This window comes from Microbacterium sp. NPDC058345, from assembly GCF_042723855.1.
GTDB lineage: Bacteria > Actinomycetota > Actinomycetes > Actinomycetales > Microbacteriaceae > Microbacterium.
Genome location: NZ_JBHXIG010000001.1, coordinates 1 through 23037, shown reverse-complemented (window position 1 = coordinate 23037; position 23037 = coordinate 1). Strand labels below are relative to the sequence as shown.

24 protein-coding genes, 2 tRNA genes and 1 rRNA gene are annotated in these 23037 nt (G+C 69.8%); 16 read left to right on the top strand and 11 right to left on the bottom strand.

Annotated features, from left to right (window positions below; genetic code table 11):
• The first annotated feature begins 7 nt into the window (after positions 1–7).
• On the top strand, positions 8–931 hold the full coding sequence (locus ACFWH5_RS00135; RefSeq protein WP_378830433.1) for an alpha/beta fold hydrolase: 924 nt from the start codon (positions 8–10) through the stop codon (positions 929–931).
• A gap of 10 nt (positions 932–941) precedes the next feature.
• Positions 942–1091, top strand: coding sequence for a hypothetical protein (locus ACFWH5_RS00130; protein WP_378830430.1), 150 nt, complete (start codon positions 942–944; stop codon positions 1089–1091).
• A gap of 17 nt (positions 1092–1108) precedes the next feature.
• Here ACFWH5_RS00130 and ACFWH5_RS00125 read toward each other — a convergent pair whose 3' ends face one another.
• Genes ACFWH5_RS00125 through ACFWH5_RS00115 form a run of 3 tightly spaced genes read right to left on the bottom strand, consistent with a single transcriptional unit; the run spans position 1109 to position 4792 of the window.
• A complete protein-coding gene (locus ACFWH5_RS00125) occupies positions 1109–2752 on the bottom strand; it encodes a DNA repair helicase XPB (protein WP_378830428.1) in 1644 nt (547 codons plus the stop codon).
• A gap of 48 nt (positions 2753–2800) precedes the next feature.
• Positions 2801–4495: a helicase-associated domain-containing protein gene (locus tag ACFWH5_RS00120; RefSeq protein ID WP_378830425.1), complete on the bottom strand. Its 1695-nt coding sequence runs from the start codon at positions 4493–4495 to the stop codon at positions 2801–2803.
• Between the two features lie 3 nt (positions 4496–4498).
• Positions 4499–4792, bottom strand: a complete 294-nt coding sequence (locus ACFWH5_RS00115) for a multidrug ABC transporter ATPase (protein WP_378830423.1) — start codon at positions 4790–4792, stop codon at positions 4499–4501.
• A 118-nt stretch (positions 4793–4910) separates the two neighbouring features.
• Here ACFWH5_RS00115 and ACFWH5_RS00110 point away from each other — a divergent pair, with 118 nt between their 5' ends.
• Together ACFWH5_RS00110 and ACFWH5_RS00105 are read left to right on the top strand one after the other, a co-directional pair.
• The gene (locus tag ACFWH5_RS00110) at positions 4911–5291 is read left to right on the top strand and encodes a cold-shock protein (RefSeq protein WP_378830420.1); all 381 of its coding nucleotides are present in this window, start codon (positions 4911–4913) and stop codon (positions 5289–5291) included.
• Positions 5275–5871 (top strand): DUF3027 domain-containing protein, encoded by a 597-nt coding sequence (locus tag ACFWH5_RS00105; protein WP_378830419.1) that lies wholly within the window; start codon positions 5275–5277, stop codon positions 5869–5871. The genes ACFWH5_RS00110 and ACFWH5_RS00105 overlap by 17 nt, the downstream gene beginning before the upstream one ends.
• Positions 5872–5935: 64 nt before the next feature.
• Here ACFWH5_RS00105 and serC read toward each other — a convergent pair whose 3' ends face one another.
• The gene (gene serC, locus ACFWH5_RS00100; protein ID WP_378830418.1) at positions 5936–7048 is read right to left on the bottom strand and encodes a phosphoserine transaminase; all 1113 of its coding nucleotides are present in this window, start codon (positions 7046–7048) and stop codon (positions 5936–5938) included.
• Between the two features lie 101 nt (positions 7049–7149).
• Here serC and ACFWH5_RS00095 point away from each other — a divergent pair, with 101 nt between their 5' ends.
• From ACFWH5_RS00095 to ACFWH5_RS00085, 3 genes are all read left to right on the top strand, one after another.
• Positions 7150–7851, top strand: a complete 702-nt coding sequence (locus tag ACFWH5_RS00095; RefSeq protein WP_378830416.1) for an iron dependent repressor, metal binding and dimerization domain protein — start codon at positions 7150–7152, stop codon at positions 7849–7851.
• Positions 7852–8100: 249 nt separating this feature from the next.
• Positions 8101–8916, top strand: coding sequence for a M23 family metallopeptidase (locus tag ACFWH5_RS00090; RefSeq protein ID WP_378830414.1), 816 nt, complete (start codon positions 8101–8103; stop codon positions 8914–8916).
• Between the two features lie 330 nt (positions 8917–9246).
• Positions 9247–9744, top strand: coding sequence for an HNH endonuclease (locus tag ACFWH5_RS00085; protein ID WP_378830412.1), 498 nt, complete (start codon positions 9247–9249; stop codon positions 9742–9744).
• A 301-nt stretch (positions 9745–10045) separates the two neighbouring features.
• Here the strand turns inward: ACFWH5_RS00085 and ACFWH5_RS00080 are convergent.
• The 3 genes from ACFWH5_RS00080 to ACFWH5_RS00070 all read right to left on the bottom strand — a co-directional run bounded on the left by ACFWH5_RS00080 (position 10046) and on the right by ACFWH5_RS00070 (position 11552).
• Positions 10046–10119: transfer RNA gene (locus tag ACFWH5_RS00080), tRNA-Arg, on the bottom strand.
• A 68-nt stretch (positions 10120–10187) separates the two neighbouring features.
• Positions 10188–10532 carry an Lsr2 family protein gene (locus ACFWH5_RS00075; RefSeq protein ID WP_378830410.1) on the bottom strand — a complete coding sequence of 115 codons (345 nt, stop codon included), beginning with the start codon at positions 10530–10532 and terminating at the stop codon, positions 10188–10190.
• A gap of 168 nt (positions 10533–10700) precedes the next feature.
• On the bottom strand, positions 10701–11552 hold the full coding sequence (locus ACFWH5_RS00070; RefSeq protein WP_378830409.1) for a LuxR C-terminal-related transcriptional regulator: 852 nt from the start codon (positions 11550–11552) through the stop codon (positions 10701–10703).
• Between the two features lie 109 nt (positions 11553–11661).
• Between ACFWH5_RS00070 and ACFWH5_RS00065 the strand changes: the two genes are divergently transcribed.
• Positions 11662–12009, top strand: coding sequence for a DUF485 domain-containing protein (locus ACFWH5_RS00065; RefSeq protein WP_378830407.1), 348 nt, complete (start codon positions 11662–11664; stop codon positions 12007–12009).
• A gap of 11 nt (positions 12010–12020) precedes the next feature.
• On the top strand, positions 12021–13625 hold the full coding sequence (locus ACFWH5_RS00060; RefSeq protein WP_378830405.1) for a cation acetate symporter: 1605 nt from the start codon (positions 12021–12023) through the stop codon (positions 13623–13625).
• A 70-nt stretch (positions 13626–13695) separates the two neighbouring features.
• Here ACFWH5_RS00060 and ACFWH5_RS00055 read toward each other — a convergent pair whose 3' ends face one another.
• Positions 13696–14223 (bottom strand): methylated-DNA--[protein]-cysteine S-methyltransferase, encoded by a 528-nt coding sequence (locus tag ACFWH5_RS00055; RefSeq protein WP_378830404.1) that lies wholly within the window; start codon positions 14221–14223, stop codon positions 13696–13698.
• Between the two features lie 220 nt (positions 14224–14443).
• On the opposite strand from ACFWH5_RS00055, the gene ACFWH5_RS00050 reads away from it, so the two are divergent.
• A complete protein-coding gene (locus ACFWH5_RS00050) occupies positions 14444–18106 on the top strand; it encodes an AAA family ATPase (RefSeq protein WP_378833482.1) in 3663 nt (1220 codons plus the stop codon).
• The gene (locus ACFWH5_RS00045) at positions 18099–18287 is read left to right on the top strand and encodes a hypothetical protein (RefSeq protein ID WP_378830402.1); all 189 of its coding nucleotides are present in this window, start codon (positions 18099–18101) and stop codon (positions 18285–18287) included. Before ACFWH5_RS00050 ends, ACFWH5_RS00045 begins: the two co-directional genes overlap by 8 nt.
• Before the next feature lie 126 nt (positions 18288–18413).
• Here ACFWH5_RS00045 and mscL read toward each other — a convergent pair whose 3' ends face one another.
• Genes mscL through ACFWH5_RS00030 form a run of 3 tightly spaced genes read right to left on the bottom strand, consistent with a single transcriptional unit; the run spans position 18414 to position 19730 of the window.
• Complete coding sequence (mscL, locus tag ACFWH5_RS00040) at positions 18414–18821, bottom strand: large conductance mechanosensitive channel protein MscL (protein WP_378830399.1); 408 nt, start codon at positions 18819–18821, stop codon at positions 18414–18416.
• 26 nt (positions 18822–18847) lie between these two features.
• Positions 18848–19120, bottom strand: coding sequence for an FmdB family zinc ribbon protein (locus ACFWH5_RS00035; RefSeq protein ID WP_378830396.1), 273 nt, complete (start codon positions 19118–19120; stop codon positions 18848–18850).
• A gap of 13 nt (positions 19121–19133) precedes the next feature.
• Positions 19134–19730: a 5-formyltetrahydrofolate cyclo-ligase gene (locus tag ACFWH5_RS00030; protein WP_378830394.1), complete on the bottom strand. Its 597-nt coding sequence runs from the start codon at positions 19728–19730 to the stop codon at positions 19134–19136.
• 66 nt (positions 19731–19796) lie between these two features.
• On the opposite strand from ACFWH5_RS00030, the gene galU reads away from it, so the two are divergent.
• The 5 genes from galU to ACFWH5_RS00005 form a co-directional block, all read left to right on the top strand.
• Positions 19797–20681, top strand: a complete 885-nt coding sequence (galU, locus tag ACFWH5_RS00025) for a UTP--glucose-1-phosphate uridylyltransferase GalU (RefSeq protein ID WP_378830393.1) — start codon at positions 19797–19799, stop codon at positions 20679–20681.
• A gap of 12 nt (positions 20682–20693) precedes the next feature.
• Positions 20694–21308, top strand: a complete 615-nt coding sequence (locus ACFWH5_RS00020) for a GNAT family N-acetyltransferase (RefSeq protein WP_378830391.1) — start codon at positions 20694–20696, stop codon at positions 21306–21308.
• A 76-nt stretch (positions 21309–21384) separates the two neighbouring features.
• Complete coding sequence (locus ACFWH5_RS00015; RefSeq protein ID WP_378830388.1) at positions 21385–22242, top strand: hypothetical protein; 858 nt, start codon at positions 21385–21387, stop codon at positions 22240–22242.
• Positions 22243–22268: 26 nt separating this feature from the next.
• Positions 22269–22344, top strand: a tRNA-Ala gene (locus ACFWH5_RS00010).
• A gap of 615 nt (positions 22345–22959) precedes the next feature.
• Positions 22960–23037: ribosomal RNA gene (locus ACFWH5_RS00005) — 16S ribosomal RNA — on the top strand; the annotation flags it as partial.

Here is a 23037-nt window from a genome sequence, read left to right as displayed (position 1 = left end):
GCTCACCATGGACACGCCGGCATCCTCGGGCACATCCGTTCGCAGCGAGTGGTCTCCGCCCCTGCCGCCGGCGACCGGATTCGAGCATCACATCGTCGAGACGCCGGGCGCCCGGATGCATGTCGCCGTCATGGGCGAGGGCGATCCGGTGCTCATGCTGCACGGATTCCCGCAGCACTGGTGGGAATGGCGGGCCGTCGGCGCGCGGATCGCCGCCGCGGGACGCCGCGTCATCTGCCCGGACCTGCGCGGATCCGGGTGGACGGAGGCGGACGAGCCGGGGATCGCGCGCACATCGATGCTCCACGATGTCGTTGCCCTGCTCGACGTCCTCGGCATCCCGCACGTGGACGTTGTCAGCCACGACCTGGGTGCCGTGGTCGCCGGGCAGCTCGCCTACGAGCATCCGGAGCGCGTGCGCGGCGCCGTGCAGTTCGCGGTGCCCCCGGCCTTCATGCGCTTCAGCCCCCGGCTGCTGCCCGCCTTCAGACACATGCCGCCGCTGCTCGCGCATCGCGACGGCGGCTCACTGGCTTGGCTGTTCGGCCCCGACTACGCGGCTCAGCCGATGACGGCGGAGGTCCTCGACGGGTACCTCCGCGTGCAGCGGCGCACGGGGTTCGACGCGGCGGTCCGTGCGCTGTACCGCGGCATGATCATCCCCGAGGTGATGCGCCTCGCGAGCGGTCACTATCGACGGCGCCGACTGCATCCGCCCACGCTCGCGGTGTTCGGGCGGCGCGACGGTCCGTTCACCGAGCAGACCGTGCGGAGGATCTGCCGCGGCCACGAGCGGTGCGCCGATCGCTTCGAGTTGGCCTTCATCGACGGCGCCGCCCACTTCGTCATCGACGATGCGCCCGAGGAGGCCGCCGCCGTGGCGCTGGAATGGTTCGCGCGGAACGCTGCTGCGCCGGGCTTCCCGGAGTAGCCTCAACGTCATGAGCGGGACCGACGAGCCGGAGTATGGCGACAGCGCCTGCTGGCTCTCGCAGGTCTGTCCGGAGTGCGGAGCGCTTCTCGACGACCTGTCCGCACCGTGCTGGCGCTGCGGTCTGCGCCCCGGCGAGGAGCACTCGTCCGGCGACTGAGCGCGGTTGCCGGCGCGTCAGGCCGCCTTCAGGTCGGTGGCATCCATGATCGTGTAGCTGTACCCCTGCTCGGCGAGGAACCGCTGCCGGTTCTGCGCGTAGTCCTGGTCGACGGTATCGCGCGCGATCAACGTGTAGAAGCTCGCGGTGTGATTGGACTGCTTCGGACGCAGCAGCCGGCCGAGGCGCTGTGCCTCCTCCTGGCGCGAGCCGAACGACCCCGAGACCTGGATCGCCACCGACGCCTCGGGAAGGTCGATGGAGAAGTTCGCCACCTTCGACACCACGAGCAGCGAGATCTCGCCCTCGCGGAACTGCCGGTACAGCTCCTCCCGCTCGTCGACCGGAGTCGCCCCGGTGATCTGCGGGGCGTTCAACGCGTCGGACAGCGTGTCGAGCTGGTCGAGGTACTGCCCGATCACCAGGATGCGCTCCCCGGGATGTTTCGCGATCAGTTCGCGCACCGCCGTGATCTTCGCCGGCGCCGACGCCGCGAGCCGGTAGCGCTCGTCGTCGGCGGCAGCGGCGTACTCCAGCCGGTCGCCGGGCGGCAGGTCGACGCGCACCTCGTAGCACGCGGCGGGGGAGATGAACCCCTGCGCCTCGATCTGCTTCCACGGCGCATCGAAGCGCTTCGGCCCGATCAGGCTAAATACGTCGCCCTCACGGCCGTCCTCGCGCACCAGCGTCGCCGTCAGTCCGATGCGGCGGCGGGCCTGCAGGTCGGCGGTGAGCTTGAACACCGGCGCCGGCAGGAGGTGCACCTCGTCGTAGACGATGAGACCCCAGTCCAGCTCGTCGAGCAGGGAGAGGTGCGCGTACTCGCCCCGGCGCTTCGCGGTGAGGATCTGATAGGTCGCGATCGTGACCGGCTTGACCTCCTTCGCCTGGCCGGAGTACTCGCCGATCTCGTCCGGCGTGAGCGAGGTGCGCTTGAGCAGCTCGTCGCGCCACTGGCGCGCGGACACCGTGTTGGTCACCAGGATGAGCGTCGTGGTGCCCGTCGCCGCCATCGCGCCGGCGCCCACGATCGTCTTGCCCGCACCGCAGGGCAGCACGACCACTCCGGAGCCATCCTTGGCGAACGCGTCGACGGCCTCGCGCTGGTAGGGGCGCATGCTCCAGCCGTCTTCGTCGAGGTCGATATCGTACGGCGTTCCGGGGGTGTAGCCGGCGAGGTCCTCAGCCGGCCAGCCGATCTTCAGCAGCTCCTGCTTGATCTGCCCGCGCGCCCAGGCGTCGACCGCATACGTCGTCGGCGACGGATGTCCGATGAGCAGCGGCTGGATGCGCTTATTGCCTGCCACCTGCGTGAGCACGGCCGGGTCGCTGGAGCGCAGCAGCAGAACCCCCTCGTCGTCGCGCTCGATGACGAGGCGGCCGTATCGGTCCACGGTCTCGCGCAGGTCGACCGACACCGACGGCGGCACGGGGAAGCGCGACCAGCGGTCGAGGGTGGCGAGCATGTCGTCGGCGGTGTGGCCGGCGGCGCGCGCGTTCCACAGCCCCAGCCGGGTGATGCGGTAGGTGTGGATGTGCTCGGGCGCCCGCTCCAGCTCGGCGAAGATCGCCAGCTCGTGCCGCGCGGCTTCGGCATCGGCGTGCGCCACCTCGAGCAGCACCGTGCGGTCGCTTTGGACGATCAGGGGGCCATCAGACATAGCAGATCAGTCTACCGGGCCCCCGGCCGGGTCGGCCGGCTCGGGTTCTCAGTCCTCGCGCACGCGAACCGAGCGGATGCTGCGCACCGGCAGCGTGCGCTCCACGTCGGCGGCCCGATCGCGACCGCGCAGGCGCCCTCCGCCGAGGCCGGTGGCCTCGAGGACGAGCTCACGGCTCGAGCCGTCCGGCATGGCCACCTCGACGGTGACGAGCGCGCGGCTGCGCACGGCGGCATCCAGTTCTCGGTCGAGCCAGGCGGCGTCGGCGTCGGGACCCTGCCGGGAGCGCAGTCGCCCGATCAGGGCGGCGTAGGACTCCTCGGGTTCCGGCGCGGCAGCCGTGATCCGGCGTCGGGAGGTCGCCGCCGGCCGGCCGTCGTGGCCGATCAAAGTGGCCGGATACTTCGCGTCCGCCAGCGCCCACGACACGGTCTCGGCATTGACGCGGGACACCAGACGGCCGCTCTCGCGTACCAGTCCCAACGGCCGAAGGCCCCGGTCGACCGCGATCGCCTCGAGAAGGTGCGCATCGGTGCTCGACACGACCGTGCCGCCACCGTCGTCCCGGCTGACGCGCACCAGTCCGTGTCGCGCTGCGGTCTGCGTGATGAGGTACTCCAGCGGCTGCGGCACCCCGGTCAGCGACACCTCGCGGAGGAACGTCAGGATGCTGTCCGCCGTCTCGCCCTCCACGAGCGCGAGCGCCACGGAGTCGGCGGTGAAACGGTACGACGACGCCTGAGCGGCGGACTCATGCGCTGTCATCGCGCGGAGTCTGTTGTCCAGAGCGGGTTGCAGCGGCCCTGGTGCGATCGCGGTGAGATCGTTCTGCAGGAACAGCCGGTCGACCTCGGTGGGCAGGAGCGCGTCGAGCGCGCTGGTGTCCGCGGGTCCGCCTCGGCGCATCGAGGCGGCCCAGTCCGGTTCGTCGCCCTCCTCCGTCGCCAGACCGAGCAGTCGCGCGAGCCGCAGCAGGCCCTCGGCGTGAGCGGGCCAGGCCGGGTCCCAGGGGTGTGCCGCGGGCCACGCGGACATCGGGATCCACCCGGTGCCCGACCGCACGCCGCGGGGAAGGCCGGCGCGGAACGCCTCGGTCAGTCGCTCCCAGCGCGGTGCGAACGATGAGGCCAGCCAGCTCTCCGCCGCATCCGTCGCCAGCAGTTCCCGTTCGACCGCGCGGACCAGGCCGGCGGACTCGGCGGCCGCGCGCAGATCGTCGGCGGCGCCGGCATCCGCTCCGGATTCCGCCAAGCGCTTGCGCTCGCCGGCGCTGAGGGCACCCGTCGCCACCAGCGCCAGTGGACGCACGCGGGCGGCGAGGAGCAGGTCGGCGAGGAAGCCGACCGTCGTGAACGCGCGCTCGGCGGCCCTGGCCGCGGACGCAGCGGATGCCGGCTGCGGCGCGCTCTGGTCCGGTTCGACGATCGGTGTGCGAGTCGAGACCACGGCGGCGACCGGCGCCGGCACCCGACCGTCACCGTCGACCAGCGCCAGGATCGTCAGGATCTCATCATGGGCGGGGCGCTCTCCGCGTGCCGCACCCAGCAGGGCGCGCGCCTCAGCGGGTGTCAGAAGCGCCAGGGCCCGCTCGACCGATGCGGAGTCGAGCAGCGCCTCGGCGGCATCGAAGAAGTCCTCCCACGAGGCGTCCGGCCGCACCCCTCGCAGACGAAGCAGGCGCTCGAGCTGCGCATCGCTCAGCTCGGCGAGCCGAGTGGCGAGCGGACGCGCATGGGTGCTCATGGATCAGGACCGTTTGCCCGCGCGTCCCTTGCGGACGAAGCTCATGATCAGCAGCGCGACGATCATGAGGAAGGCCAGCGGCAGCCCGTAGGTCGGCAGTGCGGCCACCGCCGGCCACACGCCCTCGCCGAAGGCGTCCTGGTCCATGCCGGTCGACGTGCCGATGATGATCGCGAAGAAGCACAGGATCGAGGCGGCGGCGAGTGCGAGCGCCCCGTAGGCGAGGAGGCGGTCGATGCGGCGGACCGAGGCGGTGCCGTCGTCCGGGGGCTCGGGGCGGGTGGGATGGGTGCTCATCGGTCTCAGCGTATCGCTCCGCGTGGTCACCGGGTCCCCGCGAGCGCGCGCGGCCGGTAGGCTGGAGAAGTCGCGCTGCCGCGCGACGTCTCTATAGTGCGCACAGCGAGGTTCTCCCATGCCCACCGGCAAGGTCAGGTTCTACGACGACGAGAAGGGGTTCGGCTTCATCGCCTCCGATGACGGTCAGGACGTCTTCCTGCACGCCTCTGCCCTCCCGGCAGGCGTCAGCGTGAAGAAGAACTCCCGTGTGGAGTTCGGGCTCGCCGACGGGCGCCGGGGACCGCAGGCGCTCTCGGTGCGGGTGCTGGACGCGCCGCCGAGCCTGGCGAAGGCGAGCCGCAAGCCCGCCGACGACATGGCGATCATCGTCGAGGACCTCGTGAAGCTGCTCGACAGCATCGGCGGCGACCTGCGTCACGGCCGCTATCCCTCTTCGAGCCACGGCCGCAAGGTCGCGGCAGTGCTGCGCAAGGTGGCTGATGACCTCGACGCCTGACGAGCTCGCCGCGTCGGCCAGGGAGCTGGCGCTCGCCGCGCTGTACGAGATCACGCCCGCTTCGACGGTGGGCCCGGCCGCGGGCCATGTCGTCGAGGAGAGCGGCGCCGTCTCGCTGCGGTTCCAGAATCGGCTGCCCGGATACCCGGGCTGGTACTGGACGGTCACCGTCGCGCAGGTCGACGACGCGGAGCCGACGGTGCTCGAGGCCGAGCTGATGCCCGGTGACAGCGCGCTGATCGCCCCCGAATGGGTTCCGTGGGCCGAGCGTCTCGCCGACTACCGTGCGCATCAGGCCGAGCTCGCGGAGCAGGCGGCCGCCGACGAGGCCGGAACACCGGCGGATGCCGATGACTCGGATGATCCCGATGACGCGGACGATGACGACGACGTGACGGCACTGCTGCACGCCGGCGATCTCGACGGCGTCGACATCGATGAGCTCGACGACTCGCAGGACGACGAGGACGACGACTCCGAGGACGACGAGGTCGAGGACGACTCCGACGACGAGGACGTCGAGGTCGAGGTCGAGTCCGACGACGAGGACGCCTCCGGCGAGGCCGACGAGTCGGAGTAGCTGCCGCGGCCAGCGGATGCCGTTCGGTGCGCGCCCGCCTCGCTGACGAGCGCGCAGCCCGGCATCAGCGGCGCGTGTGCTCCAGCACGTAGTCGATGGAACGGATCAGCTGACGCACGTCGTCGGGCTCGATCGACACGAACGTCGCGACCCGCAGCTGGTTGCGGCCGAGCTTGCGATAGGGCTCGGTGTCGACGATCCCGTTCGCGCGCAGCTCCTTGGCCACGGCCGCCGCATCCACGCTGTCGTCGAAGTCGATCGTCGCCACCACGGGCGAACGGTCGGCGGCATCCGCCACGAACGGCGTCGCCACCTCGGATGCCTCCGCCCAGGCGTAGAGCAGCCCGGACGACTCCGCCGTACGCGCCGCGGCCCACTCCAATCCGCCGTTCGCGAGGATCCAGTCGAGCTGACTGTCGAGCAGGTGGAGCGTCGTGAGCGCCGGAGTGTTCAGCGTCTGGTTGAGACGCGAGTTGTCGACGGCGTTCTTGAGACTGAGGAACTCGGGGATGTACCGGCTCGATGCCGCGATGCGCTCGATCCGCGCGATGGCGGCGGGCGACGCGGCGGCCAGCCACAGACCGCCGTCGGAGCCCAGGTTCTTCTGGGGAGCGAAGTAGTAGACGTCGGCCTCGGCGACATCGAAGTCGATGCCGCCTGCGGCGCTGGTCGCGTCGATGACCGTCAGCGCGCCGTCGGCCGCGACCCGGCGAACAGGCGCGGCGACCCCGGTCGAGGTCTCATTGTGCGGCCAGGCGTACACGTCCACGCCGTCGACGATCTCACTTCGGGCACTGGTGCCCGGTTCTGCACGTCGCACGTCCGGAGCCTCGAGCCACGGTGCTGCGGCGGCCTTGGCGAACTTGCCACCGAACTCGCCGAAGACCAGGTTCTGCGCCCGCTTCTCGATCAGCCCGAACGCCGCGGCATCCCAGAAGGCGGTCGACCCGCCGTTGCCGAGCAGGATCTCGTATCCGTCCGGCAGCCGGAAGAGCGAAGCGAGGCGCTCACGCACGCTGGCGACGAGGTTCTTCACCGGTGCCTGACGGTGCGACGTGCCGAGCAGACGAGCCCCCCCCGAGGCGAGCGCCTCGATCTGCGCTGCGCGCACTTTGGACGGACCGCAGCCGAAGCGTCCGTCGACGGGCAGGAGTTCGCGGGGGATCTCGATCGCCATGGCTCGATTGTATGGGGACGGGGCTGTGCGGCCGGTCCGCGTGACGCGCCGCGTCCACCCCTGGAAGGTAGGCTTGCCTAATCACCTCCGGAGGGGCCCGAATGACCGACCTGATCGACACGACCGAGATGTACCTGCGCACCATCCTCGAGCTCGAGGAGGAGAACATCGTGCCGCTGCGTGCTCGCATCTCCGAGCGTCTCGGCCACTCGGGTCCGACCGTGTCCCAGACCGTCGGGCGCATGGAGCGAGACGGCCTGGTGGTCGTCTCCGAGGATCGTCGGCTCGAGCTCACGGACGCCGGCCGCCGCAAGGCGGTCGACGTGATGCGCAAGCACCGCCTCGCCGAGCGCCTGCTCTCGGACGTGATCGGACTCGACTGGGCGTACGTGCACGAGGAGGCGTGTCGCTGGGAGCACGTGATGAGCGAGCAGGTGGAGCGCCGGCTCGTGGAACTTCTCGGACACCCGACCGAGTCGCCGTACGGCAATCCGATCCCCGGTCTCGACCAGCTGGGCGATCTGCCCGCCCGCACGTTCGACGAGGGCGTGGTCGGCCTGGTCAAGCACCTCGACGCCGCCGGTGGCCCGGTCGCGGGCACGGTGCGCCGACTGGCCGAACCGGCTCAGGTCGATCCTGAGCTGCTCGAGCAGCTTCGCGAGGCGGGTGTCGTGCCCGGTGCACGCGGTGACTACCGGTACAACGAGGGCTACGTGCTGATCCGCATGGAGGGCAACGACGAAGGTCTGGAACTGCCCGTCGAGCTCGCCTCGCACATCTTCCTCGTCGTGGAGAATGCCTGATCAACGCGCACTTCACCGCACGCCGAGGGGATTGCCAGCTCGGCAGGGTGACAGAATCGTTATCTTCCGGTAACCTCGTTGAGGTCGCCGGTGAAGAAGCCCGCCGGTGACAGACGCGAAGATCGCCTCCCTGGCTCGTCGTCTTCGCCGTGAGTTGCCCAACGTGCCGTGCGAGACGCGTGCGCGAAACGACTTTGCTGACGAGCCAACGCTCACCCGAAGAGCGCGGAGGCGCAGGAGGATTCCCTTTTGGCCGCAGACATCGAACCGAACGCGACGACATCTGAAAAGAAGGCTCTCGCCCCGAAGCGCGGGAGCAGCCGGACATCCGGCGTCAAGCCCATGCGGACGGTCGCGATCTTCGCTGCCGTGAGCGCCCTGGTCGCCGCGATCGCGCTGCCCGCCTACGCAGCATCCAAGCCCGCGCAAGCCGGCGCGACCACGCTCCAGCAGATGGCCGTCGGTGATGCGCAGTCGCTGGTCGTGGCCTCCGAGGCGACATCGGCGCCGATGCAGCGCGGCACCTACTCGGCGACCACGCCCGAGGAGATCGCCAAGAAGAAGGCCGAAGCGGCCGCGAAGGCGCGTGCAGCCGCGGCCGCGAAGCTGGCCTCCTCCGGTGGAGCATCCCGACTCAGCGAAGCCGACCTCCGTCTCGTCGCCGCCGGCTCCGGTGAGGTGCGCTACCCCCTGCCTCAGGGCTCCTACTACGTCAGCCGAACGCTCGGCAGCGGACACGACGGCGCCGACATGGTGGCTTCGGCGGGCACGCCGATCTTCGCCGCCGCCGGCGGTGTCGTGCGCACGTCGGCCGACAGCGTCGGAGGGTACGGCGTGGCCGTCATCATCGACCACGTCATCGGCGGCCAGCGCGTGTCGACCCTGTACGGGCACATGACCTACGGCACGCGCGCCGTGCAGGCCGGTCAGGTCGTCCAGCCGGGCCAGCTCATCGGCAAGGTGGGCAACACCGGCCGCTCGTACGGCTCGCACCTGCACTTCGAGGTCCGCGTGAACGGTTCGCTGGTCGAGCCGGTCGGGTGGCTGCGGGCGAACGCCGGCTGAGCCACGCGCGAACGCAGCCGGAGGTGACACACCCCGGACGTTCACCGGGGATTTCGCCCATCGTGCATCTTCATGGGCTACCCTGATCCCGTCGTCGAACGGGCGGGAGAAGCCGATGGAACAGGTACCGGGCATCCGAACCATGGATGCGCTCGGTCGTCTGGTCCTTCGGCATCGCTCGCAGGGACGGCTCGGAGCGTCCGAGCACGAAAGGCGCTGTCGATAGACAGCGCCTTTTCTCATCCCTGCGATCGTCTGCCGTCCGGGCGGCGTCGTGTGAGTCGAGAGAGCGCCGGGAAGCCATCCCGGCTGATCGAGAGGATGACGACGATGCGCACACTGGTACTGAACGCCGGATACGAGCCGCTCACGGTGGTCTCGTTCAAGAGAGCCCTCGTTCTCGTGATGAACGACAAGGCGAGCGTGATCGAACACGTCGAGGGCGAGCCGGTGCGCGCCGGCCGCAACGCCTACGAACGGCCGGTCGTGATCATCCTCTCCCGGTACGTGCGCGTACCCAACGCAAGACGGATGCCGGTGACGCGACGCGGCGTGCTGCGCCGAGACGATCACCGCTGCGGCTACTGCGGAAAACCGGCCGCGACGATCGATCACATCCTGCCCCGCTCCCGCGGCGGTGCGGACTCGTGGGAGAACCTCGTCGCGTGCTGCCTGAGGTGCAACAACATGAAGAGCGACCGAACGCCGCAGGAGATGGGCTGGGAACTGCGGTTCACGCCGCGCCCGCCGCACGGCACCGCCTGGACGGTCCGGGGTGCCGAGCGCAGCGATCCGCGGTGGGAGCCGTACCTCGCGCTTGCGGCGTGAGCGCGGGGCGTGAGAGGGGGCTCGTCGCTTCGCGACATCGCAGGAGGCTCGGGGGGCTCGTCGCTTCGCGACATCGCGGAGAGCTTGGGGCGGCTCGTCGCTGGCGCGACGAGGCCTTGGCGGGGAAGGTCACCTGCCCTCGCGTCCCCATCGGCCCCTCCACGCGCCGCCCGGTGAGAGGTCTGCGGCGGTTCGTGGGATAGCGGCGCGTGGAGCCTCCGGCCGATGGGGCCCGGCTGACGAGGGGTGTAGATGCTGAGAGAGGGGACCACCCTCCGGGCGGTCCCCTCTCTCAGCATCGTGCCCTCGACAGGATTCGAACCTGCGACCTGCCCTTTAGGAGAGGGCTGCTCTATCCGGCTGAGCTACGAAGGCGCGGAACAAGTCTAGTCGCGCCCGGGCGCACCACCGCCCGGGCGACGGACGCCGGCCGGTGCCACCGATCAGTTGGCGGCCTGATATGCGTCCATGACATCGGCCGATATGCGACCGCGCTCCGAGACCTTGTGTCCGTTCGCCTTCGCCCACTCGCGGACCGCGGCAGTGTCGTTGCCGCGTGACGCGCGACGGCGAGGTGATGCTGCGCGGGCCGATCCGCCTGCAGTCGCCCTGCGACCCGCCTGGATGTACGGCGCGAGAACATCACGCAGTTCATCGGCGTGAGCGGTGGTGAGGTCGATCTCGTAGGCGGTGCCATTGAGTGAGAAATGGACGGTCTCGCCCTCTCCCGCCTCCAGCAGAGCGCCATCGATGTCGTCAACCAGCTGATGCACAATTCGTCGGGCCATGCGAATAACATTAGGGGTTGCATTACCCCGCGGACAACTGATGCCACCGGGAATTTCGCGCATTCACCGGAGAACGCGAATTCGACAATGGATTCCGCGCACGCGGCAATCGAATCCTTCAGAAAATGACCGCCCTGAATACACCGTCGGATGCCCGGGCCGAGAAGGTCAGGGAAGCAGGCCGGCGCGGCGGGCGCGCGCCACCGCGGCATGGCGAGTCGACGCATCGAGTTTCGCCATCGCCGACCCCAGGTAGGCCTTCACCGTGCCTTCCCGCAGACCGAGCCTCGCGCCGATCTCGGCGTTCGTCGCACCCGTCGCGGCGCACGCCAGCACATCGGTCTCGCGAGGGGAGAGACGCACCGTACTCGCCTGCGGGGTGGACGGCGTCTCCGCACGCGCGATGCCGAGGAGCCGCCGCTCGACCTCGGAGAGACGCTCGCGCAGTGTCGGATCCGTCACCGTCGCGGCGATGCTGCGCAGCTGCGCGTAACTCTCTCGGAGCTCTTCATGCTGCGCCGGCGGCAGTGCAGGAGCAGGCACCGCGGCGCGCACCCGCCGTTCCACCTCATCGCGGATGCGCAGCTCGGTCGCGACGTTCTGGGCGACGGACATCGCCGGCGCGGTGGTCACACCGCCGATCTGCGACTCCTCCCACGCCCCGGCGTACAGCACGCCCCTCGATCGGCCCTCGACCACGATCGGGAGCGCGAGCAGCGTGCGCAGCCCCTCACCGAGCACGAAGACGTCGTAGTCGTGCGTGATCTGCTGCGAGGTGCGATAGTCGTTCGTCATGCGCGGGCGAAGCTCCATCATGGCGCGCCCGCCCAGTCCGCGCTCAGGACGCACACGAAGGCCGTTCAGACTGTGCGTGCGATTGCCGACGATGCTCGACACCCGGACGACGCCGCCCTCGATCAGCCCTCCGAAGGCGACGGGAAAGCGGGTTCGCCGCGACAGCTCGCGCACCGCGTCGGCGACGAGCTGCTCCTCGGAACCGCCCTGCGTGTTCGTGTTCACGGACTACCAACTTTCGGGGGTGACGGCGCCGTGCCCCGTTTTCGTAGCGTCGACCCTACCACCCGTGCGGCACTCGCCGTACGGCCAGGACATGCGGCAAGGAGGCCTCATGACACATCCGGTAGATCCAGGTCCCGGTGCGGGGATCGACTACATCACCGTCGAGGAGTCGGAGAGGTTCCAGGGACTCAAGCGGATGCAGCGCTCATTCGTGTTCCCCCTCGCCGTCTTCTTTCTCGTCTGGTATTTCGCCTATGTGCTGCTCGCGGCGTTCGCCGTCGATTTCATGAGCCAGCGGGTATGGGGTGACATCACGGTCGGCCTGCTGTTCGGACTCGGGCAATTCGTCACGACGTTCGCGATCACGATGGCGTACGTCTCCTTCGCCAATAGAAAACTCGACCCGGTGGCAGCCGAGATCCGTGAGGACCTCGAGAAGGCGCAGGTGAACCCGTGAACATGGCACCCTTGGCTGCCACGCAGGCGCAGAACAATCCCGTTCTCAACATCGCCATCTTCGGCGCCTTCGTCGCGGTGACGCTCTTCATCGTGATCCGGGCCAGTCGCAACAACAAGACGGCGGCCGACTACTACGCGGCGGGGCGCTCGTTCAGCGGGCCGCAGAACGGGTTCGCCATCGCGGGCGACTACCTCTCGGCGGCGTCCTTCCTCGGGATCTGCGGTGCCATCGCCGTGAACGGCTACGACGGGTTCCTCTACTCGATCGGGTTCCTCGTCGCGTGGCTGGTGGCGCTGCTGCTCGTCGCCGAGCTGATGCGCAACACCGGCAAATTCACGATGGCGGACGTCCTGTCGTTCCGCCTCAAGCAGCGTCCGGTGCGCATGGCAGCCGCGATCACGACGCTCGCCGTGTGCTTCTTCTACCTTCTGGCGCAGATGTCCGGCGCCGGCGGACTGGTCTCGCTGCTGCTCGGCATCGACAACAGGGTCGGACAGTCGGCGGTCATCGCGGTCGTCGGCGTGCTCATGATTCTGTACGTGCTGATCGGCGGCATGAAGGGCACCACCTGGGTGCAGATCGTGAAGGCGGTCCTGCTGATCGCCGGTGCGATCGCGATGACCATCTGGGTGCTCGCCCTGCACGGCTTCAGCCTGAACGGGCTTCTGGAGCACGCGGTCGCGGAGTCGCCCCAGGGGGAGAAGATCCTCGGCCCGGGCCTGCAGTACGGCGCCAACCCGCTCGACTTCCTCTCGCTGGGCATGGCTCTGGTGCTCGGTACGGCCGGGCTGCCGCATGTGCTGATGCGGTTCTACACGGTGCCCACGGCCAAGGAGGCACGACGCTCGGTGGTCTGGGCGATCTGGCTGATCGGGCTGTTCTATCTGCTGACTCTGGTGCTGGGCTACGGCGCCGGCGCACTCGTCGGCGCGGACAACATCCTCGCGGCGCCAGGAGGGGTGAACTCCGCCGCTCCGCTGCTCGCGCAGGCACTCGGCGGGCCGATCCTGATGGGCTTCATCTCAGCGGTCGCCTTCGCCACGATCCTCGCGGTCGTCGCAGGCCTGACCATCACCGCCGCGGCGTCGTTCGCGCACGACATCTATGCCAACGTCATCAAGCGAGGCAAGAAGGGCGATGGCGTCGCCGACCCGGACGGTGAGGTCCGCGTCGCCCGCCGCACCGTCGTGGTGATCGGCATCCTGGCGATCATCGGCGGTATCGGCGCCCAAGGCCAGAACATCGCGTTCCTCGTGGCACTCGCCTTCGCCGTGGCGGCGTCCGCGAACCTGCCGACGATCCTGTACTCGCTGTTCTGGCGTCGGTTCAACACGCGCGGAGCCGTGTGGAGCATGTACGGCGGCCTGATCGCCGCCATCGGCCTGATCATCGTCTCGCCGGTGTTCTCCGGCAGCGAGAAAGCGATGATCCCCGGAATCGACATCGTGATCTTCCCGCTGAACAATCCCGGCATCATCTCGATCCCGGTGGGCTTCCTGCTCGGCTGGCTCGGGACCGTCACCGCGCGGGCTCCGGAGTCGAAGGCCCTGGCGGCCGAGATGGAGGTGCGCTCGCTCACCGGCTTCGGCGCCGAGAAAGCGGTGGAACACTAGTCCCCGATCGCAGGAGCTTCACATAGAGACGGGCGGATCCCGGCGGCCTACACGCCGGGGTCCGCCCGTGTCATGCGCCGGGCGCGGCCTCGCGTTCGAGATCGAGCAGGAACCTCTTGCGCTCAGGATGCGCGCCGTAGTGCCCCGGTGTGCCATCGGAGCGGATCACGCGATGCACGGGGACGACCACCGAGAAGGGCGTGAGCCGGCATGCGGTGCCCACCGCCCTGGCCGCCCCGCGGCTGCCGGCCACGACCGCCACCTCGCCATAGCTCATCGTCTCTCCCCAGGGGATCTCGCACACCGCCTGCAGAGCGGCACGGGAGAATCCCTCGGTCAGCCGCCAGTCGAACGCGATCCGGTCATCGAAGCGCACCGGGTCACCGTCGAAGTACGCCGCGAGCAGCTGCGACAGCTCATCGGCGGCGCCGGGCCGCGGCTCGGGCACATCGCCCAGCCGGCGGCTCACACCCTCCAGCAGCCACGGCACGCGGGGATCCTCGGATTCCGAGAGGTCGAAGCTCACCAGGCCGGCAGACGAGAAGACCGCCAGTCCGTCGCCGAACGGAGTGGACGCGAAGTCGTATCGGAAGCTCATGTGCCCATCTTCGCGCGGCGGCCGTCCGCGGCCGCCGAAGATCGCGGCGACGGGGGAGAACCCGCTCGCGCCGGCGGCTGTGCAGAGCGAAGCGGAGGCCACCGCGCGAATCGTCGCGAAACGGCCGGGAATACCGGCCGGAACGCGTCTCGCGCCTAGGCTTTCACTTGTGTGGCGACGAGAGGCGAAAGGCGCCGAGGGCACCGGGCAGGAAGCCGCGGTGAATCTCGGAGAGCTCAGCGACTCATCGACGGGCGTAGAGATCGCGCACGCCGCGGAGGCCCATCGCACCGGCCTGCGTGCCGAGGCCGCCGATCTGGGCGGACCCTCACCGCTGGTCACCTTCGTCGACGCGCCGGAAGCCGGTATCGACATCTCCAAGGCCCATCCCGGCAGCCTTCCCCAGTTCATCACCGGTCGATCCACGCTGCTGTCGAACCTGTTCCGCGACGAAGTCGGGCTGCGCACGGCACGGATGGCGGCCGAGCGGATCACCGCGCGCAGCACCGAGCTGCGCACCGTGCGCGGCATCGACGCGGTGCGGCTGGCGGTGGGCCTCGCGCGCTGGCGGCTGGGCGGGGCGGACTTCGCCGCCCCCGTGCTGCTGCGCCCGCTCGCGATCCGCCGTCATCACGCCGACTTCGAGCTGAAGCTGCAGGGCGCCTTCGAGGTGAACCCCGAGCTGATCCGCGTCGCCCGTGAACACTTCGGCCTCACGCTCGATGCGGCGGGACTCGCTGCGCTCGCCTACGACGGCGGCATCTTCAAACCGCAGCCGGTGATCGACCAGCTGCGGGCGCTGACGCACTCCATCGACACCTTCGCGGTGCATCCGAGGCTGGTCGTGTCGACGTTCGCCGACGTCGCCGGGCCGATGGTGCGCGACATGGTCGACCTCGACCATCCGGTGCTGAACGCGCTCGCCGGCCATGCCGCCGACCGCGAGCAGGTGTCCGCGTCGCGCCCGGCGCCGACGCTGACCGACCCCGACGATCGCGCGCCGGCCTCCGAGAGCCTGCTGCTCGACGCGGACGCCGAGCAGGAGGAGGTGCTCGCGCGTATCGCGGCGGGGCACTCCCTGGTGGTGTCCACGCTGCCCGGCACGGGCGGCACCCAGACCGTGATCAACGCGCTCGGCGCGTTCGTCCGCGCCGGCCGACGCGTCCTCGTCGTCTCCACCCGACGCTCGACCCTCGACGGCGTGCGGCATCGGCTGGCCGGCATCGGCCTCGACGGGCTCGCGGTGTCTCCGACGCACATGCGTCGCGACCTCATCAGGGCGATCGCACGCAGTGAGAAATCCGTCCAGCCGAAGGCCACCGAGGTCGACGACGCCCTGGTGCGTCTGCGTGCGGTGCTGCGTGATTACCGCACGGCGCTGAGCCACCCGGTCGGCCGCACGGGGGCATCCGTGCTCGAGGCGACGCGCCAGCTCGCGCGCCTGGCCTCCCTGCCCGTTCCCCCGTCGACCGGAGCGCGGTTGTCGATGGACGCCCTCGAGCGGCTCGCCGGCGACCGGCGCGCCGCGGCGGAGGCGCTCACGCGGGCGGCCCGGCTGGGCGAGTTCCGCTTCGGCCCCGATGACTCGCCCTGGTACGGCGTCAGCTTCGACAGCGCCGAAGCCGCTCAGGCGGCGCACGCCCTCGCAGGACGGATGCACGGCACAGCGGTGCCGTCGCTGCTCGAGCGCGGCTACGAGCTCATCGCGCAGACCAGCATGCGGCCGTTCGCGACGATCGACGAGCTGGGGGAGTACCTCCGGCTGCTGCAGGGCATCCGCGACTCGCTCGACAGATTCAGCCCCACCGTCTTCGAGCGCCCACTCGGCGAGCTCATCCAGGCGCACGGCTCCCGGCGCGACGCACCGGGCATGTCGGCGGCCAACAGGCGACGCCTCAAGCGGCTGGCTCGCGAGTACGTGCGACCGGGTGCGCACGTCTCCGAGATGCATGAGGCGCTGCTGCGCATCCAGCAGCAGCGCACGCAATGGCAGCGCCACGTGGATGCCGGCGTCGCGCCGCAGGTTCCGCTCGGCCTCGCCGACGTCTACACCGCGTGGCAGCGGGTGTCGGCCGATCTCGCCGAGCTCGACGCGGCGCTCGGTCGCAAGGAGCCGCTGGCCGCGCTTCCCGTCGCCCGGCTGGTGCGCACGCTGTCCGGGCTCGCGGCGCGGTCGGCCGTGTTCGACAACCTCGTCGAGCGCACCGAGATCCGCGATGCGCTCGCGAGTCTCGGTCTGAGTCCGCTGCTCTCCGACCTGTCGGTGCGCCATGTGCCGGAGGAGCGCGTGGCCGACGAGCTGGAGTTCGCCTGGTGGCAGTCGCTGCTCGAGCGCGCCCTGCAGGACGATCGTTCCCTGCTCGGGGCGAACACCGCCGTGGTCGATCGGCTCGAACGGGACTTCCGCCTCGTCGACGAGGCGCACACCGCGATGGCGGGTCCGCTGCTGGCCTGGAACCTCGCGAACCAGTGGCGCATCGCGCTGGTCGACGAACCCGAGCAGGCGGCGCACCTGCGTCGTGCGCTGACGCAGGGCGACGCCTCGCCCGCCCAGATCGTCACCGCGGCGCCCGACCTCACCCGCGTGCTGGCGCCGGTGTGGATCGCCTCACCGTACGAGGTGCCCGAGATCCCCGACGCGGTCGAGTTCGACGCGGTGGTGCTGGTGGATGCGGCCGCGATCAACCTCGCCGAGGCGACGCCGGCGATCCGCCGTGCCCGACAGATCATCGCCTTCGGCGACCCGGTGACGCAGCGCCCGACGCCGTTCACCGTGGCGACGCTTCCCGAAGCCGACTGGGAGCCGGAGGTGCCGTTCGACGACGTCTCCGCCTTCGAGCGTCTCGCCGAACTGTTCCCCGTCATGACGCTGACGCGCAGCTACCGCGCGGGCGGCGAGGACCTCGCCGAGCTCATCAACGACGCGTTCTACGGGGGTGAGATCGTCTCGCTGCCGTGGGCAGGGTCCTACCTCGGTCGGGGCAGCCTCACGGTCGACTACGTCGAGGGCGGCGTCGGAGCGCCCGACCCCGTCTCCGGTGCCGTGGAGAGCCCGGATGCCGAGGTCGCCCGCGTCGTCACGCTGGCGGTCGAGCACGCCATCCACCGGCCAGCGGAGTCGCTCATGGTCGTCACGGCGAGCAGGCGCCATGCCGAGCGCGTGCGTGCGGCCGTGGCATCCGCCTTCGCCGGCCGATCCGACGTCGCGGACTTCGTCGGCCGCGACACGGCGGAGCCCTTCGCCGTGCTCACCCTGGAGGAGTCCGTCGCGGAGAGCCGCGACCGGGTGATCTTCTCGCTCGGCTACGGGCTCACCAAGCACGGCCGCGTGCTCAGCGACTTCGGCGACCTCTCGCAGGAGGACGGCGAGCGGCTGCTCACCGTCGGGATGACCCGGGCTCGACGCTCGATGGTGATCGTGTCCTGCATACGCCCGTCGGCGTTCGACGAGGGGCGGCTCGAGCACGGTGCCTCCACGCTCATGTCGATCCTCGGCGGTCTCGCCACGCGCAGCCGCGACGCACGCCTCGAGGACCTCGCGGATCCGCTCACGCTCGCCCTCGCGCGAGAGCTGCGCCGTCTGGGCGCCTCGGTCGACGTGGACTACCGCGGCCTGCTGCCGCTCGTCGCCCAGCACGGCGGCCGCGCGGTCGTGATCGAGTCGGATCCCGAGTCGCGTGACGAGTCGCTGCGCGAGAGCCTGCGACTGCGGCCGCAGGTGCTGCGCCGGCTCGGCTGGCACTACGTGCGGGTGCACGCCTTCGATCTGTACAGCGATCCGGCGACCGTCGCGCGGCGCATCGCCACAGTGCTCGGCATCGAGGAGGACGCGGTGCGCGCCGAGCACGACACGCAGCCGCTGGACCTCGACCTCGATGACTGAGGGCGCGGGGGATGGCCGGCAGCGGGTCGTGCGCGTCCCCGGCTCCCGGCGGGCGAAGCTGACGCCGGCGCCCGGTACCGACACCGAGCCGGAGTCCGCCGACGCACGGCGTCCGGCGCCGGAGAAGCAGCAGGGGCCGAACGACGACCGGATGCTGCGGGACGTGCCGCCGCACTACTGAGTCGCGCACACTGCGTCGAGTCGCGGACACGGAGTCGCGGACGCGTGCCCGCGTCGCCGGGACGAGCAGCGGCCAGACGACGAACGCCCCACCCGGAAGGGCAGGGCGTTCGTCGAGTGGGGAAGGTCAGTGCGCGTCGTGCTTGCGCAGCGCGTCGCGGATCTCGATGAGCAGCTCCTGCTCGCTGGGCAGCGTCTCCTCCTCGACGGCCGGGTTCTTGGCGGCCTGGCGCTCCTTCCACTTGTTCATCGGCACGACGAACACGAAGTACACCACGATCGCGACGGCGAGGAAGCTGATCACGGCGGAGATCAGCTCGCCCAGCGGGAAGGTCACCGGCTCGCCGTAGATGCTCGTGAGCTGAGGGCCGAATCGACCGGCCGCATCGGCCTTGAAGAACAACGCGACCAGCGGGTTGATGATCGCGGAGACCACCGCGTTCACGATCGCGGTGAACGCACCGCCGATGACGACCGCCACGGCCAGGTCGATGACGTTGCCCTTGGTGATGAACTCTTTGAATCCCTTGAGCATGACTCCCCCTGTGAGTGTGGCCGGCCTCAGCTCGAGGCCGGGGCCTTCGCGGGAGCCGGGCTGGCGCTCGTCGAAGAATCCGCCTTCGATGATGCCGAATCCGCCGGCTTGGTGCCAGTGCCTCCGCGCGAGTCCGTGCGATAGAAGCCCGACCCGTTGAAGGTGACACCGACCGAGCCGTACTGCTTGCGCAACGCGCCGCCGCACTCCGGGCAGAGGGTGAGAGCGTCGTCAGAGAATTTCTGCACGGCGTCGAATCGGTGATCGCACGCGGTGCAGGCGTAGGCGTAGGTGGGCATGCGGAGGCTCCGGTCAGTTGCGCGCGGGGGACAGCACGATGGTCTGCGTCGGCGTGACCAGACCGTCGACAGGCTGGTCGTGCAGCTCGCGCGGCAGGGAATCGAGTACCTCGGAATCATAGATGACCGCGTACACCGGCGGGCACTTCTCCATCGAGCCGATGGTCTTGTCGAAGTATCCCCGGCCCCACCCCAGGCGTGTGCCCGTGCGGTCCACGGCGGCCGCGGGGATGATCATCAGGTCCACATCGTTCACCGCGATCGGCCCGAGCACCTCGCCGGTCGGCTCGGGAAGTCCGAACAGTCCTTCGCTCACGGCGTCGAGGTCGTCGGCGACGGCCCAGTCGAGCAGGCCGTCGGCGCGGGTGATGGGGAGCAGCACGCGGATGCCGCGGGCCACGGCACCGCGCACGAACTCATGCGTGCCCGGTTCGGTGGTCGCCGAGAGGAAGCAGGAGACGGAGCGCGCGCCGTGCGCGGCGACGAGAGCGTCGAGCTGCGCGGCGATCCCGGCGGCCGCGGACTCCCGCTGCGGGTCGGACAGCAGCTGCCTTCTTTCCCGCAGCTCCGCGCGAAGGGCGCGTTTCTGCTGTTCTTCCTCGCTCGGCATGCCCCGATCATACGGGCCCGGGCTGTGCGACCGAGGTGTCGTCCGCACCGCCGCTAAGCTGGCGGAATGAAGAAGCTCAAGGCTGTCATCCCCGCGGCGGGATTGGGAACGCGTTTCCTCCCCGCGACCAAGGCGATGCCGAAGGAGATGCTTCCGGTCGTCGACAAGCCCGCGATCCAGTACGTCGTCGAAGAGGCCGTGAGTGCCGGCATCGACGACATCCTCGTGATCATCGGGCGCAACAAGAACGCCATCTCCGATCACTTCGACTCCGTGCCCGAGCTGGAGGTCAAGCTGCAGCAGAAGGGCGACCACGGTCGTCTCGAGCGCGTCATGAAGTCGAGCGACCTCGCCGACATCCATTTCGTGCGCCAGGGCGAGCCCAAGGGTCTCGGCCACGCCGTGCTGCGGGCGCGTACCCATGTCGGCGACAGCCCGTTCGCCGTCCTGCTGGGAGACGACCTCATCGACGAGCGCGACGCACTGCTCACCGACATGATCGCCGCCCACGAGCGCACCGGTGCCGCGGTGATCGCGCTGATGGAGGTCGGCCCCGAGCACGTTCACATGTACGGAGTGGCAGAGGTCGACGGCGCCGCCGCGGCAGACGGCACGGTGAAGGTGACGGGCCTCGTCGAGAAGCCGGCGGCCGAAGAGGCGCCCTCTAACCTCGCGGTGATCGGTCGCTACGTGCTGCCGGCGCGCGTGTTCGAGATCCTCGAGCGCACCGAACCGGGCAAGGGGGGAGAGATCCAGCTCACGGACGCGCTGCAGGAGCTCGCCGCCGACCCCGACGGCCCCGGAGTCGTCGGAGTCGTGTTCGGTGGTCGGCGGTACGACACGGGCGACCGCGTCGACTACATCAAGGCGATCGTGCAGCTCGCCGTGGATCGCGACGATCTCGGCTCCGACCTTCGTCCGTGGCTCAAGGACTTCGCCGGCCGCATCTAGCCGGAGACGACGATGCCGGTCGATGCCCTCGCGCCACTGCAGCACGGTTCGGTCGGGTTGCGCCTGGTGCGCGCTCGGGACGCGCGGATCCTGCAGCGCGAGCTGCTCGCCAACCGCAGCTGGCTGCAGCCCTGGGAGGCGACCATCCCGGGCGGCGTCGCCACGTTCGACATGCGCGTCAGCATCCGGCGGCTGCTGCAGCAGTATCGCGACGGCGTCGGATACCCCTTCGTCATGGAATGCGACGGCGAGATCGCCGGGCAGCTGAACATCTGGGGGGTCTCGCGCGGATCCCTGGGGTCGGCGACGATCGGGTACTGGGTGAGCGAGCGCTTCGCCGGGCGGGGCATCACCCCGACCGCCGTGGCGCTGGCGACGGATGCGAGCTTCGAGCAGTACGGGCTGCACCGCATGGAGATCTGCATCCGGCCCGAGAACCGGGCGAGCCTCCGCGTGGTGCAGAAGCTGGGGTTCCGCTACGAGGGGCTGCGCCGCCGTTACATCCACATCGATGGCGAATGGCGCGATCATCATGCGTTCGCTCTCACCCGGGAGGACGTCCCGGACGGTGTGCTGGCCCGCTGGATGCAGGGAAGGGTTCCGCGCGACGCCGCGGCGATCCCCTGAACCGGCAGGCGGATTCGCCGCGACACGCGATGCCCGTGCCGGGCGCGTCGGAACGCCGTCGCCTACCGTGGTGTCTATGGACGGGCCGGTGCTGAGTGGAGGCGTGATCGCCGTCGTCGCCGTGCTGCTGTGGGCGCTGTACTTCATGCCCAGCTGGCGCGGACGCCATCAGTACTATGCCGCGGAGCGCAATGCGGTGCGCCTGAATCAGGCGCTGCGCGTTCTCGCCGAGACCAGCGAGACGCCCGACGAAGTGCGGCTCGAGCTGACCGCGCGGACGGCGCTCGCTCAGCAGAGGCTGGCCAAGCGGATGCAGGCCGAGAAGGAGCAGCTCGAACTCGCACAGCTGCGGCAGGAACTCGCGGCCACCAGAAGGGACCCCCGAGTGCGGCAGGCCCGGGCTCGCCGCCGGGTGCGCGTCACGGCGACCAGTGCGCTGGTGCTGGCCACGGGCATGCTCTCGGTCGGTGCGTGGCAGCTCGTCGCGACGGGCGGTTGGATGCTGCTCGCCGCTGGTGTCGTGCTCGCCGGTCTCGGAGCGACGGCGCTGGTGCGCATGGCGCAGGTCGCCGCGCGCGCTGCGCGCCGGGCCACCCGGCCTGCTGCCACGCCGAAGGTCGAACGCGTCTCCCCGCCGCTGCACGACCAGGGCGCGGCGACGTGGACTCCCCGCCCCCTGCCGCAGCCGATGGTGTCCGTCGCCGGGTCGCGCGCGCAGGCGGCCAGGGCCCAGATCGACGCTCAGGATGCCCGGCGCCGTGCGGCGCGGCTCGCCGAACTGCAGCGTCGTGCGGAGGAGCTCGCGCCGCCGGCGCCGGTGGACCTCCCGGCACCGGCAGCAGAGACGTCCCCGTACGCGCGGATGGGTTTCGTCGACGACGCGGAGATCGAGGCACACGTCCGCGAACTGCTCGCGCGTCGAGCGGCGGGTTGAGCGCGTGGTAATGTAGCTGAGTCCACGGGCCCATGGCGCAGTTGGTAGCGCGCTTCGTTCGCAATGAAGAGGTCGGGGGTTCGAATCCCCCTGGGTCCACCACATGATCATCGGGCTCCCGGCTGTCGCCGGGGGCCCGATCGTCGTTTCTGCGACCACTCCGCTGACGGTGCGAGGAGCGCTCGGATCGCGCGGCTCTCAGAGGCCCGAGGGCTCACGGAAGCGCCGGCACGGATCACGGAGGCGCGACACGCCCGGGGGGACGGCGCGATTTGCCGTGATCCGGGGATCCACGTAAATTATTACTTGTTCGCCCCAAGCGGTTGAGCGGAAGGCCGGAAGGCCTGGCTCCCCTCCAAGCAGCGAACAGCCTCCAGCTCTTCCGGTCGCGGTTTCGCGGGTGTAAGATGGAGGTTCCGGCTCCGGTCCGGCTGCTTTGACAGCCCCGGATGTGCCGGATAAGATTGTGAAGTTGCCCTGCGCGTCCTGCCTTGGTTGGTGGGTGTGTGGGTGCGTCCGATCCTTGAGAACTCAACAGCGTGCACTTGTCAAATGCCAAATTATCCTCGTCCGGTCTTTGGATCGGTTGAGAATTCCTTTGGATCAAAGACCAGGTCTTCGGGCCTGGCATTGGATGAAGTCAGTTGATTTTGTCTCTTTGGTCAGTTTCAAACTCGCTGCGCTGGTCGTTTTCCCGGCTGGTGTATGCATTTCTTTTTTACGGAGAGTTTGATCCTGGCTCAGGATGAACGCTGGCGGCGTGCTTAACACATGCAAGTCGAACGATGAACCGGG